Origin of the sequence: Streptomyces sp. NPDC012835 (genome assembly GCF_042900885.1) — a bacterium.
GTDB lineage: Bacteria > Actinomycetota > Actinomycetes > Streptomycetales > Streptomycetaceae > Streptomyces.
Window position 1 is genome coordinate 1,139,086 of sequence record NZ_JBIBBW010000002.1, and the last position, 15,826, is coordinate 1,154,911.

The 15,826-nt window shown below is 72.3% G+C and carries 13 protein-coding genes; 7 read left to right on the forward strand and 6 right to left on the reverse strand.

The window, feature by feature from the left end; translation table 11 throughout:
* The first annotated feature begins 155 nt into the window (after positions 1-155).
* The 5 genes from ACFY6S_RS12470 to ACFY6S_RS12490 all read left to right on the forward strand — a co-directional run bounded on the left by ACFY6S_RS12470 (position 156) and on the right by ACFY6S_RS12490 (position 4,990).
* Positions 156-1,061: a 5'-3' exonuclease H3TH domain-containing protein gene (locus ACFY6S_RS12470; RefSeq protein WP_388826829.1), complete on the forward strand. Its 906-nt coding sequence runs from the start codon at positions 156-158 to the stop codon at positions 1,059-1,061.
* A gap of 48 nt (positions 1,062-1,109) precedes the next feature.
* A complete protein-coding gene (locus ACFY6S_RS12475; protein WP_388826325.1) occupies positions 1,110-1,955 on the forward strand; it encodes a siderophore-interacting protein in 846 nt (281 codons plus the stop codon).
* Positions 1,956-2,272: 317 nt separating this feature from the next.
* Complete coding sequence (locus tag ACFY6S_RS12480) at positions 2,273-2,857, forward strand: sigma-70 family RNA polymerase sigma factor (protein ID WP_388826328.1); 585 nt, start codon at positions 2,273-2,275, stop codon at positions 2,855-2,857.
* Positions 2,854-3,606, forward strand: a complete 753-nt coding sequence (locus ACFY6S_RS12485; RefSeq protein ID WP_388826331.1) for an anti-sigma factor domain-containing protein — start codon at positions 2,854-2,856, stop codon at positions 3,604-3,606. The genes ACFY6S_RS12480 and ACFY6S_RS12485 overlap by 4 nt, the downstream gene beginning before the upstream one ends.
* Positions 3,607-3,619: 13 nt before the next feature.
* On the forward strand, positions 3,620-4,990 hold the full coding sequence (locus ACFY6S_RS12490) for a cryptochrome/photolyase family protein (RefSeq protein ID WP_388826334.1): 1,371 nt from the start codon (positions 3,620-3,622) through the stop codon (positions 4,988-4,990).
* Here the strand turns inward: ACFY6S_RS12490 and ACFY6S_RS12495 are convergent.
* The 4 genes from ACFY6S_RS12495 to ACFY6S_RS12510 all read right to left on the reverse strand — a co-directional run bounded on the left by ACFY6S_RS12495 (position 4,987) and on the right by ACFY6S_RS12510 (position 9,144).
* Positions 4,987-5,808 carry a DUF1295 domain-containing protein gene (locus tag ACFY6S_RS12495; protein ID WP_388826337.1) on the reverse strand — a complete coding sequence of 274 codons (822 nt, stop codon included), beginning with the start codon at positions 5,806-5,808 and terminating at the stop codon, positions 4,987-4,989. The genes ACFY6S_RS12490 and ACFY6S_RS12495 overlap by 4 nt on opposite strands.
* Positions 5,805-7,025: a class I SAM-dependent methyltransferase gene (locus tag ACFY6S_RS12500; protein ID WP_388826832.1), complete on the reverse strand. Its 1,221-nt coding sequence runs from the start codon at positions 7,023-7,025 to the stop codon at positions 5,805-5,807. The genes ACFY6S_RS12495 and ACFY6S_RS12500 overlap by 4 nt, the downstream gene beginning before the upstream one ends.
* An 86-nt stretch (positions 7,026-7,111) precedes the next feature.
* Positions 7,112-7,864, reverse strand: a complete 753-nt coding sequence (locus ACFY6S_RS12505; protein WP_388826340.1) for a DUF1365 domain-containing protein — start codon at positions 7,862-7,864, stop codon at positions 7,112-7,114.
* Positions 7,861-9,144: an NAD(P)/FAD-dependent oxidoreductase gene (locus ACFY6S_RS12510; RefSeq protein WP_388826343.1), complete on the reverse strand. Its 1,284-nt coding sequence runs from the start codon at positions 9,142-9,144 to the stop codon at positions 7,861-7,863. The genes ACFY6S_RS12505 and ACFY6S_RS12510 overlap by 4 nt, the downstream gene beginning before the upstream one ends.
* A gap of 173 nt (positions 9,145-9,317) precedes the next feature.
* On the opposite strand from ACFY6S_RS12510, the gene ACFY6S_RS12515 reads away from it, so the two are divergent.
* Together ACFY6S_RS12515 and ACFY6S_RS12520 are read left to right on the forward strand one after the other, a co-directional pair.
* Entirely contained in the window at positions 9,318-10,940 is a 1,623-nt protein-coding gene (locus tag ACFY6S_RS12515; protein ID WP_388826346.1) for a molybdopterin-dependent oxidoreductase, read from the forward strand.
* Positions 10,941-11,084: 144 nt separating this feature from the next.
* Positions 11,085-11,729: a fasciclin domain-containing protein gene (locus tag ACFY6S_RS12520; protein ID WP_388826349.1), complete on the forward strand. Its 645-nt coding sequence runs from the start codon at positions 11,085-11,087 to the stop codon at positions 11,727-11,729.
* Between the two features lie 99 nt (positions 11,730-11,828).
* Here ACFY6S_RS12520 and ACFY6S_RS12525 read toward each other — a convergent pair whose 3' ends face one another.
* Both ACFY6S_RS12525 and tatC read right to left on the reverse strand, forming a co-directional pair.
* Complete coding sequence (locus ACFY6S_RS12525; RefSeq protein WP_388826352.1) at positions 11,829-14,657, reverse strand: DEAD/DEAH box helicase; 2,829 nt, start codon at positions 14,655-14,657, stop codon at positions 11,829-11,831.
* 191 nt (positions 14,658-14,848) lie between these two features.
* Positions 14,849-15,799: a twin-arginine translocase subunit TatC gene (gene tatC / locus ACFY6S_RS12530; protein WP_388826355.1), complete on the reverse strand. Its 951-nt coding sequence runs from the start codon at positions 15,797-15,799 to the stop codon at positions 14,849-14,851.
* Between the last annotated feature and the right edge of the window lie 27 nt (positions 15,800-15,826).

The window sequence follows — 15,826 nt, forward strand, 5'->3', positions numbered from 1 at the left end:
CACATCAACTGACGGTCATCTTGGCTCGTTAGCCTCTTTCGGCTATGGGCCGGTCACCGTTCGTGACCACGGAGGCCGGGCGGGACACCCGAGGCGCCCGGCGGCCGGAATTGTCGGTGGGGCGGGGCATGATCGGAGATGTGACGCCTCGCCTGATGCTCCTCGACAGCGCTTCCCTCTACTACCGCGCCTACTTCGGGGTCCCCGACTCCGTGAAGGCCCCGGACGGCACCCCGGTCAACGCGGTGCGCGGTCTGCTCGACTTCATCGCGCGGCTGGTCCAGGACCACCGCCCCGACCAGCTGGTGGCGTGCATGGACGCCGACTGGCGGCCCGCCTGGCGGGTGGAGCTGATCCCCTCCTACAAGGCCCATCGCGTGGCCGCTGAGCACACCGGGGCCCCCGACGAGGAGGACACCCCAGACACCCTGGCCCCGCAGGTCCCGGTCATCGAGGCGGTGCTCGACGCGCTGGGCGTCGCCCGGGTCGGCGTGGCGGGGTACGAGGCGGACGATGTGATCGGCACGCTCGCCGGGCGGGCGCGCGGTCCGGTGGACATCGTCACCGGCGACCGCGATCTGTACCAGCTGGTCGACGACGCCCGGGAGGTGCGGGTGCTCTATCCCGTGAAGGGGGTCGGGACGCTCCGGGTGACGGACGAGGCGCTGCTGCGCGAGAAGTACGGGGTCGACGGCTCCGGCTATGTGGATCTGGCCCTGCTGCGCGGCGACCCGAGCGACGGGCTGCCGGGAGTGCCCGGCATCGGGGAGAAGACGGCGGCCAAGCTGATCACCGCGTACGGCGATCTGGCCGGGATCATGGCGGCGGTGGACGACCCGCGCTCGAAGCTCACCCCGACACAGCGGGGCCGGCTCGACGGCGCGCGGGAGTATCTGGCGGTCGCCCCGAAGGTCGTCCGGGTCGCCGGGGACGTCCCGCTGCCGGAGTTCGACCCCGTCCTGCCCTCGGAGCCGCGCGACCCGGCGCTGCTCGACGCGCTCGCCGTCCGCTGGGGGCTGGGCGGCTCATTGCAGCGGCTGCTCGCCACTCTCCACCACTGAGTGTTAACTTAGGCATACCTAAGCTCATGCCAGTCGAGGGAGACCACCATGGCGGAGAAGCCGGCCCGTACGTCGCCGAAAGTCCATGAGGGACAAGTCCTGCGCACCGAGTGGATCACTCCGCACATGGTGCGCGTCGTCCTCGGCGGTGAGGGGCTGGCCGCCGTCCGGGCCGGTGAGTTCAGCGACCACTACGTGAAGGTGCTGTTCGACGCCGAGGGCGTGACCTACCCCGAGCCCTTCGACATGGACCGCATCCGCGCCGAGTTCCCGCGCGAGCAGTGGCCCGCCAACCGTACGTACACGGTGCGGAGCTGGGACCCGGCCACGCTGGAGCTGGCCATCGACTTCGTCGTGCACGGGGACCAGGGACTCGCGGGCCCGTGGGCGGCGCGCGCCCAGGTGGGCGAGACGGTACGGCTCCTGGGCCCGGGCGGTCTCTACGTCCCGGAGGCGACGGCGGACTGGCATCTGCTGGTCGGTGACGAGAGCGCCCTGCCGGCGATCGCCGCCTCGCTGGAGCGGATGCCGGCGGGCGCCGTCGTGCACGCCTTCGTGGAGATCTCGGGTCCCGCCGAGGAACAGAAGATCACCGTTCCGGACGGGACCGGGGTCACCTGGCTGCACCGAGGGGACCGTCCGGTGGGGGAGGCGCTGGTCGCCGCGGTCCGCGAGCTGGACTTCCCGGCCGGTGACGTCCAGGCGTTCGTCCACGGCGAGGCCGGCTTCGTGAAGGAGCTGCGCCGCCATCTGCGGCTGGAGCGCGGCGTGCCGCGCGAGCGGCTGTCGATCTCGGGGTACTGGCGGCTCGGCCAGAGCGACGAGGCGTGGCGGGCCGTCAAGCGCGAGTGGAACGAGCAGGTGGAGCGGGAGCAGGAGCAGCCGGCCCCGTAGCCGCTCCGCCGACCTGCGTCCAGCGGATCCTTGAAGGCCATGCGTACGTGTTCCGGCGTGCGGGTGGCCTTTTCGGCGTGCCCGTGGCGGGGTGCCGGAGCGCACGGGTCCGTACGGCGGCTGCTCGCGCGTCCGGCGGCTGTCGGACCTCCGTGCGAACATCGGCCGTACCCATGAGCGCCCGGCCGGCCCCTCCCTCCCGCCCGGACCAATCCACGTGGGCACCGGCTCCGAATCCCCGGTGAAGCCCGGCCGGGTGACGCGCCCACCGGCGCGACCGGCCCGTCGCACCTGTGTCCGTACCGGAGGAAAGCCGCGTGAAAGAAGCCGTACAGATCGGGGGGCCCGCCTCGGCGGGGCCCGATATACAGGATTTGCTGGTCCAGGTGGCCAGAGGGGACCAGGACGCCTTCTCCCGCGTGTACGACCAGGTCTGCGGGCCCGTCCTGGGGCTGGTGCGCTCCGTGCTGCGCGACCCGGCCCAGTCGGAGGAGGTGGCGCAGGAGGTGCTGCTGGAGGTGTGGCGTACCGCCGCCCGCTTCCAGCCGAGCCGCGGCAGCGTCATGACCTGGGTGCTCACCCTCGCCCACCGCCGGGCGGTGGACCGGGTGCGCTCCGCCCAGGCGTCCAGCGACCGCGAGCAGCGGGCCGCCCTGCTGGAGCGCACCCCGGCCTACGACGAGGTCACCGAACAGGTCGAGGCGAGTCTCGAACGTGAGCAGGTGCGCCGCTGTCTGCGCGCGCTCACCGAACTCCAGCGCCAGTCGGTGAACCTGGCGTACTACCAGGGCCTCGCCTACCGGGAGGTCGCCGAGCTGCTCGCGGTCCCGCTGGGTACGGTCAAGACCCGATTGCGCGACGGTCTGATCCGGCTGCGTGACTGCCTGGGGGTGAACGCATGACCGTCGCCGATCTGCACACGTTGACCGGTGCGTACGCGCTGCACGCGCTGGCGCCGCAGGAACGCGCCGAGTTCGAACGCCACCTGGAGGCGTGCGAACCGTGCGCCCTGGAGGTGCGCGAACTGGCCGCCACGGCCGCCAGGCTCGCCGGAGCCGTGGCCGTGACGCCGCCGCCCGCCCTGAAGGAGCAGGTGCTGCGGCGTATCGCCACCGAGCGGCAGGACCCGCCGAAGGTGGCGCCCCGGTCCCGCCCGGGCGGGGCCGCCCGGAGCCGCTCGCTCTCCCGCTTCGCGCTCGCCGCGTGCCTGGCCGGCGCCGTCGGGTTCGGCGGCGTCGCGGTGTGGCAGCACCAGGAGGCGCGGGACGCGCGGCACCGCGCGGAGGCGTCGCGGCTCCACTCGCAGGAGCTGGCCGAGGTGCTGGCCGCCCCGGACGCCAAGGTCGTCACGGGCAGGCTGACCGACGGCGCGACGGGCACGGTCGTGATCTCCCGCGGCCGGGACAAGGCCGCGTTCATCGCGTCGGGGATGCCGGAACCGCCCAGCGGCAAGGTGTACGAGCTCTGGTACAACGACGGCGGCACCATGCGCGCCGCCGGGCTGATGGACCCGGCCGGCGGCTCCGCGTCGGTGCTGATGGAAGGTTCCGTGAAGGACGCGTCCGGAATGGGTATCACAGTGGAACCGGCCGGTGGCTCGAAACAGCCCACCTCCGACCCACTGGCCCTGATGGACTTCCCGAACGCCTGATGGGAGCGTCGCCATGAGCACAGCGGTGGTGTTGTTCACCTCCGATCTGCGGGTGCACGACCAGCCGGCGCTGCGCGCCGCGCTGGCCGGTGCCGACGAGGTCGTCCCGCTGTTCGTCGCCGACCCCGGCATCGCCGCCGCGGGCTTCGACGCGCCCAACCGCCGGGCCTTCCTCGCCGACTGCCTCGCCTCCCTGGACGCCGCGCTGCGTGAGCGCGGTGGCCGGCTGGTGGTCCGCGGCGGCGACCCCGTCGAACAGGTCTGCCGGGTGGTCCGCGAGAGCGGTGCCCGGTGGGTCCATGTGGCCGCCGGGGTGAGCGGATACGCGACGCGCCGGGAGGAGCGGCTGCGGGCGGAGCTGGAGCGGGCGGGGGCGAGCCTGGTCGCGCACGACGCGGTGGTCACAGCGGTGCCGCCGGGACAGCTCGCCCCGGCGGGCAAGGACCACTTCGCGGTGTTCACGCCGTACTTCCGCCGCTGGGAGGAGACGGGCACCCGCGCGGTGGGCGCCGCGCCCAGGACCATCCGCGTGCCCGACGGGATCACCGGGGAGCCGCTGCCGGAGCGGAGCGCGGTCCAGGGGGTCTCCCCCGGACTCGCCCGCGGCGGGGAGGCCGTGGCCCGCGAACGGTTCGCCGCGTGGTCGGCGGGCGGGATGGAATCGTACGAGGAGCGCCACGACGACCTGGCGGGCGACGCCACCTCCCGGCTCTCCCCGTACCTCCACTTCGGCTGCCTCTCGGCGGCGGAGCTGGTGCGCCGGGCGCGGCGCAGGGGCGGGGCGGGCGCCGAGGCGTTCGTACGGCAGCTGGCCTGGCGGGACTTCCACCACCAGGTGCTCGCGGCCCGGCCGCGGGCCGCGTGGTCGGACTACCGCACGCACGGCGACCGGTGGCGTACGGACGACAAGGAGATCACCGCCTGGCGCGAGGGACGCACCGGATATCCGGTCGTCGACGCGGCCATGCGCCAGCTGCTGCACGAGGGCTGGATGCACAACCGGGGCCGGCTGCTGGTGGCGAGCTTCCTCACGAAGACCCTGTACGTGGACTGGCGGGTGGGGGCGCGTCACTTCCTGGATCTGCTGGTGGACGGCGATCTCGCCAACAACCAGCTCAACTGGCAGTGGTGCGCGGGCACCGGCACGGACACCCGGCCCAACCGGGTCCTCAACCCGCTGATCCAGGCCAAGCGCTTCGATCCGCGCGGTGACTACGTCAGGCGCTGGGTGCCCGAGCTGGCCGGGGTGCCCGGCTCCTCGGTGCACCGGCCCTGGCAGCTGGACGAGCGGGACCGGGCCCGGCTGGACTATCCGGACCCGGTCGTGGACCTCGCGGAGGGCCGGGCACGCTTCGCGCGCGCCCGTGGCCTCGAAGGCGGCTAGCGCCCCTCCCCGCACTCGCTCCGCTTCGGCGGCAGCGGGAAGAAGCCGCTGGTCCGGGCGGTGTACTCGGCGAAGCCCGGCCGGTCGGCCATGTGCCGTTCCAGCAGCCGCTTTCCGCTGCCGTTGATCAGCAGGAAGCTCATCACCAGCGGGCTCACGACGGTCGCCGCCGCTGCCGCCGGGGCGTCGCAGACGATCAGGAACAGCCCCCACCAGACACAGAAGTCACCGAAGTAGTTGGGGTGGCGCGTCCAGCTCCACAGCCCCCGGTCCATGACCCGGCCCCGGTTGGCGGGGTCGGCCTTGAACCGGGCGAGCTGGCGGTCACCGACCGCCTCGAAGAACAGTCCGACCAGCCACAGCGCGCAGCCCGCGTACGCCAGGGGACCGAGCGGTCCCCTGGCGTACTGCGCCGCCTGGACGGGCAGCGAGACCAGCACCACCAGCGCTCCCTGGAGCAGGTAGACCATGCGCAGGGCGTACAGGTTCCGGTGGCCGGGGGCCTTGGCGAGCATCGCCTCGTACCGCGCGTCCTCGCCGTGGCCGCGTCCGCGCGCCGCGATATGACCGGCCAGCCGCACCCCCCACACGGCGGTCAGGACGGTGACCAGCAGCCGCCGCGCTTCGTCGCCCTCGCCCGCCGAGACGGCGTACGAGACGAGCGCGACCGCGGTGAAGGCGATGCCCCAGGCGATGTCGACGATCCGGTGGAGCCCCCGGGCGACGGCGATGGCGAACGTCACGAGCATGACGGCGAGCGCGGCCACAGCGGCGGCGCCGATCCCCTGGCCGAACGCCGCCCACGGGAAGCCGTTCACCGGGAGGTCTCCTTGGTCAGCAGCATCTGCTGCACATCGAGATAGCCGGAGCGGAAACCCGCTTCGGAGTAGGCGAGGTAGAAGGTCCACAGCCGGCGGAAGACGGCGTCAAAGCCGAGCGCGTCCACCTGCTCGGCCCGTTCGGTGAAGGTCTCGCGCCACAGCCGAAGCGTCTCGGCGTAGTGCGGTCCGAAGCCGTCCCGGGCGGCGACGCGCAGCGCCGTGTGCGCGGCGGTGATCCGCTCGATGGCCTCGACGGAGGGCAGGAAACCGCCGGGGAAGACGTACTTCTGGATCCAGGTGAAGGTGTCCTCGGAGGCGAGCATCCGGTCGTGCGGCATGGTGATCGCCTGGAGGGCGATCCGGCCGCCGGGCGCCAGCAGCCGGTCCAGCGTGCCGAAGTACTCCTGCCAGAACTCGGCTCCGACGGCCTCGATCATCTCGACGCTGACGATGGCGTCGAAGGAACCCTCCACCGCGCGGTAGTCGCACAGTTCGACCCGGACCCGGTCGGCGTAACCCGCTGCGGCGATCCGCTCGCGGGCCAGGTCGCGCTGTTCCCGCGAGAGCGTGACGGTGAGGACCCGGGCGCCGCGCGCGGCGGCGCGCAGGGCCAGTTCGCCCCAGCCGGTGCCGATCTCCAGCAGTTCGGTACCGGGACCGGCCCCGGCCTCGTCCAGCAGCCGGTCGATCTTGCGGTGCTGGGCGGCGGCGAGCAGGGAGCGGTCGGCGGGAAAGCCGCGGAAGAGGGCCGAGGAGTAGGTGAGCGTCTCGTCGAGGAAGAGCGTGAACAGGTCGTTCGACAGGTCGTAGTGGCGGCTGATGTTGTCGCGCGACCCCTCGGGGGTGTTGCGCTGGGCGGTGGGCCGCTTCGGCGCCCAGACGCCGCGCAGCTTCTGGAGCGGCCCGGGGATCAGGGTCGCCGCGCGTTCGGCGAGCACGGTCAGCACACCGACCAGGTCGCGGGCCTCCCACTCACCGGCCATGTAGGACTCGCCGAAGCCGATGAGCCCGCCCGCGCCGATCCGGCGGAAGAACGCCTTCGGATCGCGGACCTCCATCAGCGGGCCGCCGAGGCCGACGGTCTCGCCGCCGGCGAGGCGTACGCGCAGCGGCAGCCGGGCCAGGGCGTGCCGGACGACCCGCTCGGCGACGGCTGTACGGAGCCATGAGGCGGGAGGCTGACGCGCCACGTCGGGCCAGCGCCGCTCGTCCACGGCGGTGGGCCGCGCGGTGGCCGCCGCCGGGGCCGGCGACTCGGGAGTCCGGTGGGACTCCGGGGACAGAGGGGACACGGACACGCTCACTTCACACCTTCCTGCGGGCTGTGGTGGGGACGGGGACGTACGGGCAGCCGGCGCAGCAGGAGCCGGATGCCGTGCAGACGGATGCCGAGGGAGACGAGGGCGGTCGGCCAGGGGTGCCGCAGGGCGGTGCGGACCAGGGCTCCGGTGGTGGCGAGGCGGCGCTCGCCCCGTACGGTCGCGGTGAAGGGCCGCCCCCCGTCCCGCTCCAGCCGGACCGTGAGGCTCAGCCGCTCCCCCGGCTCCGGCAGCCGCATCCGGTAGGCGCCGTCGACGGGGAAGAACGGGGAGACGTAGAACTCCTTGTCCACCGTGGCCCGTCCGCTCCCGTCGGGCCGCAGCAGATAGCAGTGCCGCTCGCCGTAGGTGTTGTGGACCTCGGCGACGACGCACAGCTGCCGGCCGTCGGACCCGTGGCACCAGAAGAGGGTGAGCGGGTTGAAGACATGGCCGAAGACCCGGGCGTGGGCGAGCATCGTCACCCGCCCGTCGGCCAGATCGATCCCCCGGGCGGCGAGGAACTCCTCCAGGCCGGCGCGGATGGTCGGCCGCGTGCCGCCGAAGTGGTCCCGGGCGTCGAACCGGGCGAGCGGGCGCAGCGGGCGGGGCAGCCGCGGCGGCCGGTCGGGGTCGATCAGCCACATGTAGGTGCGGTGGCGCAGGGTGTAGCGGGTCGGCGCGGTCCTGACATGGCCGACGAGGCAGGTGTAGAGGGCGGGGACGGTGGTCGCCGGCCGGGCGGTGGTGCTCACCACGTCACCCCCAGGGCCGCCGCCGCTTCGACGCCGGAACGGCAGCCGTCCTCGTGGAAACCCCAGCCGTGGTAGGCGCCCGCGAAGGCGGTCACGGGGCCGCTGAGGGCGGGCAGTTCGTGCTGGGCGGCGACGGACTCGGGGGTGTAGACGGGGTGTTCGTAGACCATGCGAGCGATGACACGCTCCGGGTCCACCAGGTCGGCGCCGTTGAGGGTGACGACGTGGGTCTCGGGTGCGTCGAGCCGCTGGAGCCGGTTCATGTCGTAGCTGACCCGTACGGCGTCGGCGCCCGCGTCGCAGGACGGCATCGAAAAATTCCAGGACGCGCGGGCGTTCCTGGCGCGGGGCAGCACGCTCGTATCGGTGTGCAGCTGGGTGGGGTTGCGGGAGTAGCGGAACGCGCCGAGGACGCGGCGCTCGTCGTCGGTGGCGTCGGCGAGCATCCGCAGCGCCTGGTCGGGGTGGACGGCGACGACCACCGCGTCGTAGCGCCGGGGGGCGGCGTCGTCGGTGACGATCTCGACCCCGTCCGTGAGGCGGCGCACGGCTCGCACCGGGGTGTTGGTGCGCACGGTGTCCAGGTGTTTGCCGACCTGCTCCACATACGCGCGCGAACCGCCGCTGACGGTGCGCCAGACCGGGGAGCCGCCGATGGCGAGCATGCCGTGGTGCGCCATGAAGCGGAAGAGGTAGCGGGCCGGGTAGCGCATCGCGGTCCGCGCGTCGCAGGACCAGACCGCCGAGACGACCGGGGTCATGAAGTGCGAGGTGAAGTACGGGGAGAAGGCGCCCTCGGCGAGGAACTCGCCGAGGGTCCGCTCCGGGCGGCCGCCGTCCTCGGCCGCGGCCGTCGCGAGGAGGGCGCGGGCGCGCCGGTGGAAGACCGGCACCTCGGTGAGCAGCCGCAGATAGCGCGGGCCGAGCGCGTTGCGCGGCCGGGCGAAGAGTCCGGCGGGGCCGCGTGCCCCGGCGTATTCGAGGCCGCAGCCGTCGCACCGTACGGACATGCTCATCTCGGATTCCTGGGTGGCGACCCCCAACTCCTCGAAGAGTCTGAGCAGATGGGGGTAGGTGCGCCTGTTGTGCACGATGAACCCGGAGTCGACGCGGTGCACCCGCCCGTCGGCGGACGGTACGTCGTGGGTGTGGGCGTGGCCGCCGAGCCGGTCGTCGGCCTCGTACAGCGTCACGTCGTGTGCGCGCCGGAGCACATAGGCGGCGGTCAGTCCCGCCACTCCGCTGCCCACCACGGCCGTACGCGGGCGTTCGCCGCTCATCGCCACTCCCTTGTCCGTCCGGATCACCGGGGCCCGGCCCCTCTGCGGTGCGTTCGGTAGTGCATTCGGACCAACGGGTCCGGGGGATTGGTCGGCGGTGCGATCTTTCTGCGCGCGGTACGTTTTTTACTTCGTTCGGGTGGCCGACCAATCCGTTCGGCGGGCGGCGCCGAATGGCCGGTGTGAGCGAAGACCGAGAAGTTCCGGCCCCGCAGGCCCGTCCCCGTGACTGGCCGGCCCGACTGCTGCGCGGCGGCTGCGGCGCGCTGAGCGGGCTGATCACGGGGTTCACGGCGCTGGGCGTCGCGGAGCTGGTCGCGTCGGCCGTACGGCCCGAATCGAGTCCGGTCACGGTGGTCGGCGGTGCGGTCATCGACCTCACCCCGCCCGCTCTGAAGGACTTCGCCGTACGGAACTTCGGGACCGACGACAAGCTGGTGCTCCAGCTCGGCATCCTGGCCCTCCTGGCGCTCTTCGCCATGGCGGTCGGAGTGGCCGCGCCGCGCCACCGGTTGTCGGGCTCGGCGGCGGTCCTGGTCTTCGGCGCGATCGGAGCGGTGGCGGCGGTGAGCCGGCCCGACGGCGGTCTCCTCGACGCACTGCCTTCGGTCGTGGGCGCTCTGGTGGCCTCGGCGGTGCTGTACACGCTGGCCGGCAGGCTCTCGCCCCGTCCTCGATCCGCTGCCGTCGCGGACGGGGACGGAACCTTCGACCGGCGCGGCTTTGTGATCGCCGCGACGGCCGCCGTGGCGGCGTCGGCCGGAGCGGGCGTCCTCGGGCGCCGGCTCAACGCGTCGGGGGCGGCCGACGCCGTCGCGTCGCGGGCCGGTGCCGTACTCCCGAAGCCCGCCTCACCGGCCCGTGCGGTGCCGGCGGGCGCGGACCTCGGAATCCGGGGCCTGTCCTCCTTCACGACGTCCAACAAGGACTTCTACCGGGTGGACACCGCGCTGGTGGTGCCCCGGGTCGATGCCACCGCATGGCGGCTGAGGATCCACGGCAAGGGCGTCGCCCGTCCACTGACGTTCGGTTATGACGATCTGCTCCGGCGGGAGTTGATCGAGCGCGACATCACCCTGACCTGTGTGTCCAACGAGGTCGGCGGTCCCTATGTGGGCAATGCCCGCTGGATCGGCGTCCGGTTGGCCGACCTGCTGCGCGAGGCCGGGGTACGGCCCCCGTCCCGGGGCGGTCCGGCCGACCAGATAGTGGCGCGCTCGGTCGACGGGATGACCATCGGATCACCGGTGGAGACGGTGATGGACGGGCGCGACGCCATGCTGGCGCTGGGGATGAACGGGGAACCGCTCCCCTTCGACCACGGCTTTCCGGTACGGATGCTGGTGCCCGGCCTGTACGGCTACGTCTCGGCCTGCAAGTGGCTCCAGGACCTGGAGATCACCACGTTCGCCGAGTACGACGCGTACTGGGTGAAGCGCGATTGGTCCAAGGAGGCTCCGATCAAGACCGAGTCGCGGATCGACACGCCCCGGCCGTTCGCCTCCCCCAAGCCGGGCAGGGTCCCGGTCGCCGGGGTCGCCTGGGCCCAGCACCGGGGCATCGCCCGGGTGGAGGTCCGGGTCGACGGCGGCGACTGGCACCCGGCGAAGCTCGCGGCCGAGGACACCAGGGACACCTGGCGCCAGTGGGTGTGGGAGTGGCCCGCGACCAGCGGCAACCACACCCTGGAGGTCAGGGCCACCGACCGGGACGGCCACACCCAGACCTCCGAGCGCGTCGGGACCGTACCCGACGGCGCGACCGGCTGGCACTCGGTGGTGGTCGCCGTGACCTGACCGGGCCGGCGCCGTCACCTTCCGCGACACCGTGCTCCCACCACGGCACCCCCATGCCGGAGCACGCCCCACAGACCAGCACACAAGCCATGAACACCCCCCGTGTGCGGAACAGTCCGCGCATGACTTCCAAGGAGATACGACATGATCGCCACCCGTTTCCAGCGTGCCGCCATCGCCCTCGTGGGCGCCGCCGTGCTGCCGCTGGCCCTCACCGCCTGCTCCGGTGACGACGGCAAGGACAGCAAGGACTCGGCGACCGCCGCCGCTCCCAAGGAGTCGGCGACCACCGACGACGCGGCCGGCACCGGCGACCAGCCCTTCGGTACGGCCTGTGCCTCGGTGCCGAAGACCGGCGCGGGCAGCTTCGACGGCATGTCGAAGGACCCGGTCGCGACCGCCGCCTCCAACAACCCCGACCTGTCCACGCTGGTCACCGCGGTGAAGAAGGCCGGCCTGGTGGACACCCTGAACAACGCCAAGGACGTCACGGTCTTCGCGCCGACCAACGAGGCGTTCGCCAAGATCCCGAAGGCCGACCTGGACAAGGTCCTCGCCGACAAGGAGACCCTGACGAAGATCCTCACGTACCACGTCGTGGGCGAGAAGCTGGCCCCCAAGACGCTGGACAGCGGCACTTTCCCGACCCTGGAGAAGAGCACGCTCACCACCGCGGGCTCGGGCGAGTCGTACACCGTGAACGACTCCGCCAAGGTCGTCTGCGGCAACGTGCCCACCGCCAACGCGACCGTCTACATCATCGACACCGTCCTGATGCCGAAGATGTGACCCGGTCCGTCCCCGCCTCGGGGACCGGCCGCTGAGGACGGGAGCGGCCGGCGCGATCTTCTCGCGCCGGCCGCTCCCGTGGGCGACTTCGCCGGGCCGTCAGCCGACCGAGCTGTAGGCCACCACTCCGCGCAGCACCTCGTCGACCGCCTTGCGGGCGTTCTTCGCGACCGTGCTGTTCTCGCGCGGGGCCGCGGCGGCGATCTGGCCGAGCACGTCGATGACCTGCTTGCACCAGCGCACGAAGTCCCCCGCCGGCATCTCCGCCTCGCGCAGCACCTCGTCGAGCCCCTTGCCGGAGGCCCACATGTGGACCGGCCAGGCGAAGCCGACGTCGGGCTCGCGCTGTCCGACGCCCTCCGTCTGGCTGATCTTCAGGTCCTCCTCCAGGGCGTCGAGCCGGCCCCAGATACGGACCATCTCGCCCAGCGCCTTCGCCGCCGCGCCCGAGGGCACCTTGGGCGCCACCGCGTCATCGGCCTGCCGCGCCTCGTACACCAGCGCCGAGACGCAGGCGGCCAGTTCGGCCGGTGAGAGCCCTTCCCAGACTCCCTCGCGCAGGCACTCGCTCGCCAGCAGATCCAGCTCGCCGTAGAGGCGGGCCAGCCGCTTGCCGTGCCGGGTGACCTCGTCGCCGCGCAGGTAGTCCAGCTCGGTGAGGAGGGCGACGATCCGGTCGAAGGTGCGGGCGATCGTGTTCGTCCTGCCCTCGATCCGGCGCTCCAGCTGCCGGGTGTCCCGCTGGAGCCGGTGGTAGCGCTCGGCCCAGCGGGCGTGGTCCTCCCGCTCGTCGCAGCCGTGGCAGGGGTGCGCGCGCAGATCCGCGCGGAGCCGGGCGATCTCCCGGTCGTCGGCCGCCGCGGCCCGCTGCTTGCGGTGCCGATCGGGCACGATGTGGCCGGCCTTGGTGCGCAGCGCGGAGGCCAGATCGCGCCGGGACTGCGGCGAGCGCGCGTTGAACGACTTGGGGATGCGCATCCGCTCCAGGGCCTCCACCGGGACCGGGAAGTCCATCGAGGCCAGCCGCTTGACCTGGCGCTCGGCGGTCAGCACCAGCGGACGCGGGCCTTCCTGGTACTCGAAGCCGCGGTGTCCATTGGCGCGCCCGGCCGGCAGCCCCGGTTCGAGCACCAGCGCGAGGCCGGCGAACTTGCCGGTCGGCACATGGATGACATCGCCCGCCTTGAGCTTCTCCAGCGACGCGGCGGCTGCCGCCCTGCGCTGGGCCGCGCCCTGTTTGGCCAGCTCCGTCTCGCGGTCCTTGAGATCGCGGCGCAGCCGCGCGTACTCCTCGAAGTCTCCGAGATGACAGGTCATGCCCTCGCGGTAGCCGTCGAGGCCCTCCTCGTTGCGCTGGACCTGACGGGAGATCCCGACGACCGACCGGTCGGCCTGGAACTGGGCGAAGGAGGTCTCCAACAGCTCCCGCGAACGATGGCTGCCGAACTGCTGCACGAGATTGACGGCCATGTTGTACGAGGGCCGGAAGCTGGAGCGCAGCGGATACGTCCGGGTCCCGGCCAGTCCCGCCAGCGCGCCGGGGTCCATGCCGCGCTGCCAGAGCACCACGGCGTGGCCCTCGACGTCGATGCCCCGGCGTCCCGCCCGGCCGGTCAGCTGGGTGTACTCGCCGGGGGTGATGTCGGCGTGCGTCTCGCCGTTCCACTTGACGAGCTTCTCCAGGACCACGGACCTGGCGGGCATGTTGATGCCGAGCGCCAGCGTCTCGGTGGCGAAGACCGCCTTGACCAGGCCGCGGACGAACAGCTCCTCCACGACCTCCTTGAAGGTCGGCAGCATCCCGGCGTGGTGCGCGGCGACGCCCCGCTCCAGCCCCTCCAGCCACTCGTAGTAGCCGAGGACATGGAGGTCCTCACCGGGGATGGAGGCGGTGCGCTCCTCCACGATCTCGCGGACGCGGTGGCGCGCGTCCTCGTTGTTGAGCCGCAGTCCCGCGTACATGCACTGCTGCACGGCGGCCTCGCAGCCGGCCCGGCTGAAGATGAAGGTGATGGCGGGGAGCAGCCCCTCGGCGTCGAGGCGCTCGATGACCTCGGGCCTGGCGGGCGTCCAGATCCGGCCGCGCTGGCGCCGCTCGCGCTCCCGGTCCGCCTCGCGGACCATCTTGCCGCGGCGGCGCTCGCGCGGGTTGTACGTGCGCTGGTTCTCCATCCGGGCGAGCCGGACGAGATCGGGGCTGACCTCCCGCTTGCCGACTCCCCGGCCGCCGTGGTCGGTCTCCTCCTCGAACAGGTCGTACATCCGCCGCCCGGCCATCACGTGCTGCCACAGGGGCACGGGCCGGTGCTCGGAGACGATCACTTCGGTGTCTCCCCTGACGGTGTCCAGCCAGTCGCCGAACTCCTCGGCGTTGGAGACGGTCGCCGAGAGCGAGACCAGGGTGACCGACTCGGGGAGATGGATGATCACCTCTTCCCAGACGGCGCCCCGGAAGCGGTCGGAGAGGTAGTGCACCTCGTCCATCACCACATAGCCGAGCCCCAGGAGCGACTGCGAGGAGGCGTAGAGCATGTTCCGCAGGACCTCGGTGGTCATGACGACCACCGGAGCGTCCGCGTTCACGCTGTTGTCACCGGTCAGCAGGCCGACCTTGTCCGCGCCGTAGCGCTTGGCCAGATCGGTGTACTTCTGGTTGGAGAGCGCCTTGATGGGGGTGGTGTAGAAGCATTTGCGGCCTTCGGCGAGGGCCAGGTGCACGGCGAACTCGCCGACGATCGTCTTGCCGGAGCCGGTGGGCGCGGCCACGAGCACGCCCTTGCCCGACTCCAGGGCCCGGCACGCCTCGATCTGGAACGGGTCGAGAGCGAAGTCGTACATCTCGCGGAACGGCGCGAGGGCCGTGGCCTGGTCGGCGGCGCGGATCCGGGCAGCGGCGTAGCGCTCGGCTGGGGAGAGGTCCTCTGTCATCTTGCGTTCGAGCCTACCCGCCACCTCCGACAGTCAGCCCGATCTTTCCGCGCGCTCGGCCGACCGCCCGTGGGCGCGGGGGCCGGTCACCGTCGGCCGGCCGCCCCCGACCGCCCGTCGGCCCGCGCTACGGGAAGCGGCCCGCCGGATCGTCCGGGCGGGCCGCTCGGGGCGCCGGGGGCGCCGTCGGGTCAGGTGACGTCGTCGTAGCCGTTCAGCCGGTCGGTACGGCCGCCGTCCGACTGGCCGGGCAGGGCGGGCCGCGAGGAGCCGGAGGTGATCCCGCCGATGGGCTCGGGTGTCAGGTCGAGGTCGGACGCCTCGTCGTCGCCGAGATCGCGGTCCGGGTTGCCCAGCTGCCTGCGCCGGTCGTTGAGCAGCGAGAAGCCGCACGCCACGAAGTAGAGCACCGCGAGCGGACCGGCCAGGACCAGCATGGAGATGGGGTCGCCGCCGGGGGTGGCGATGGCGGCGAAGATCGTCAGGCCGACGACCATGCCGCGCCACCAGCCGAGCATCCGCTTGCCGCTGAGCACCCGGGTCAGATTGAGCAGGATCAGCAGGAGCGGCAGTTCGAAGGCGAGGCCGAAGACGATGACCATGCGTGTGATGAGGTCGAGGTAGTCGTCGAGCGGCAGCAGGTTCTTGGCGTCCTCGGGGGTGAAGCTCAGCATGATCGACGCCGTTTCCGGCAGGATCGTGTAGGCGAGGGTCGCGCCGCCCAGGAACAGCGGGACGCCGAGCGCGACGAAGCCGAGCGCGTAGCGCTTCTCCTTGTTGTGCAGCCCGGGGGCGACGAACGCCCACAGCTGGTAGAGCCACACGGGGGTGGCGGCCAGCACGCCCGCCATCAGCGACACCTTGAGCGCGATGGTGAAGGGCGACATCAGGCCGCTGGTGACCATGTCGGCGCACGGCTTGCCGTTCACCATGGTCGTGGCGCCGTTCGCGCAGCCGACCGACGTGAGGATCGGATCCATCAGGAATTTGAAGATCCGCGCCTGGAAGAACATCGCGATGACGATCGCGATGAGAATGGCGAGAACCGACTTCAGCAGACGGTTCCGCAGCTCGCGCAGGTGCTCCGTGAGAGGCATGCGCCCCTCGGTGTCTCTCTCCTGCTTCGGGGCAGACTTGCGCAACCCGCGTCCCTCGTCTCGTTCCGGCAA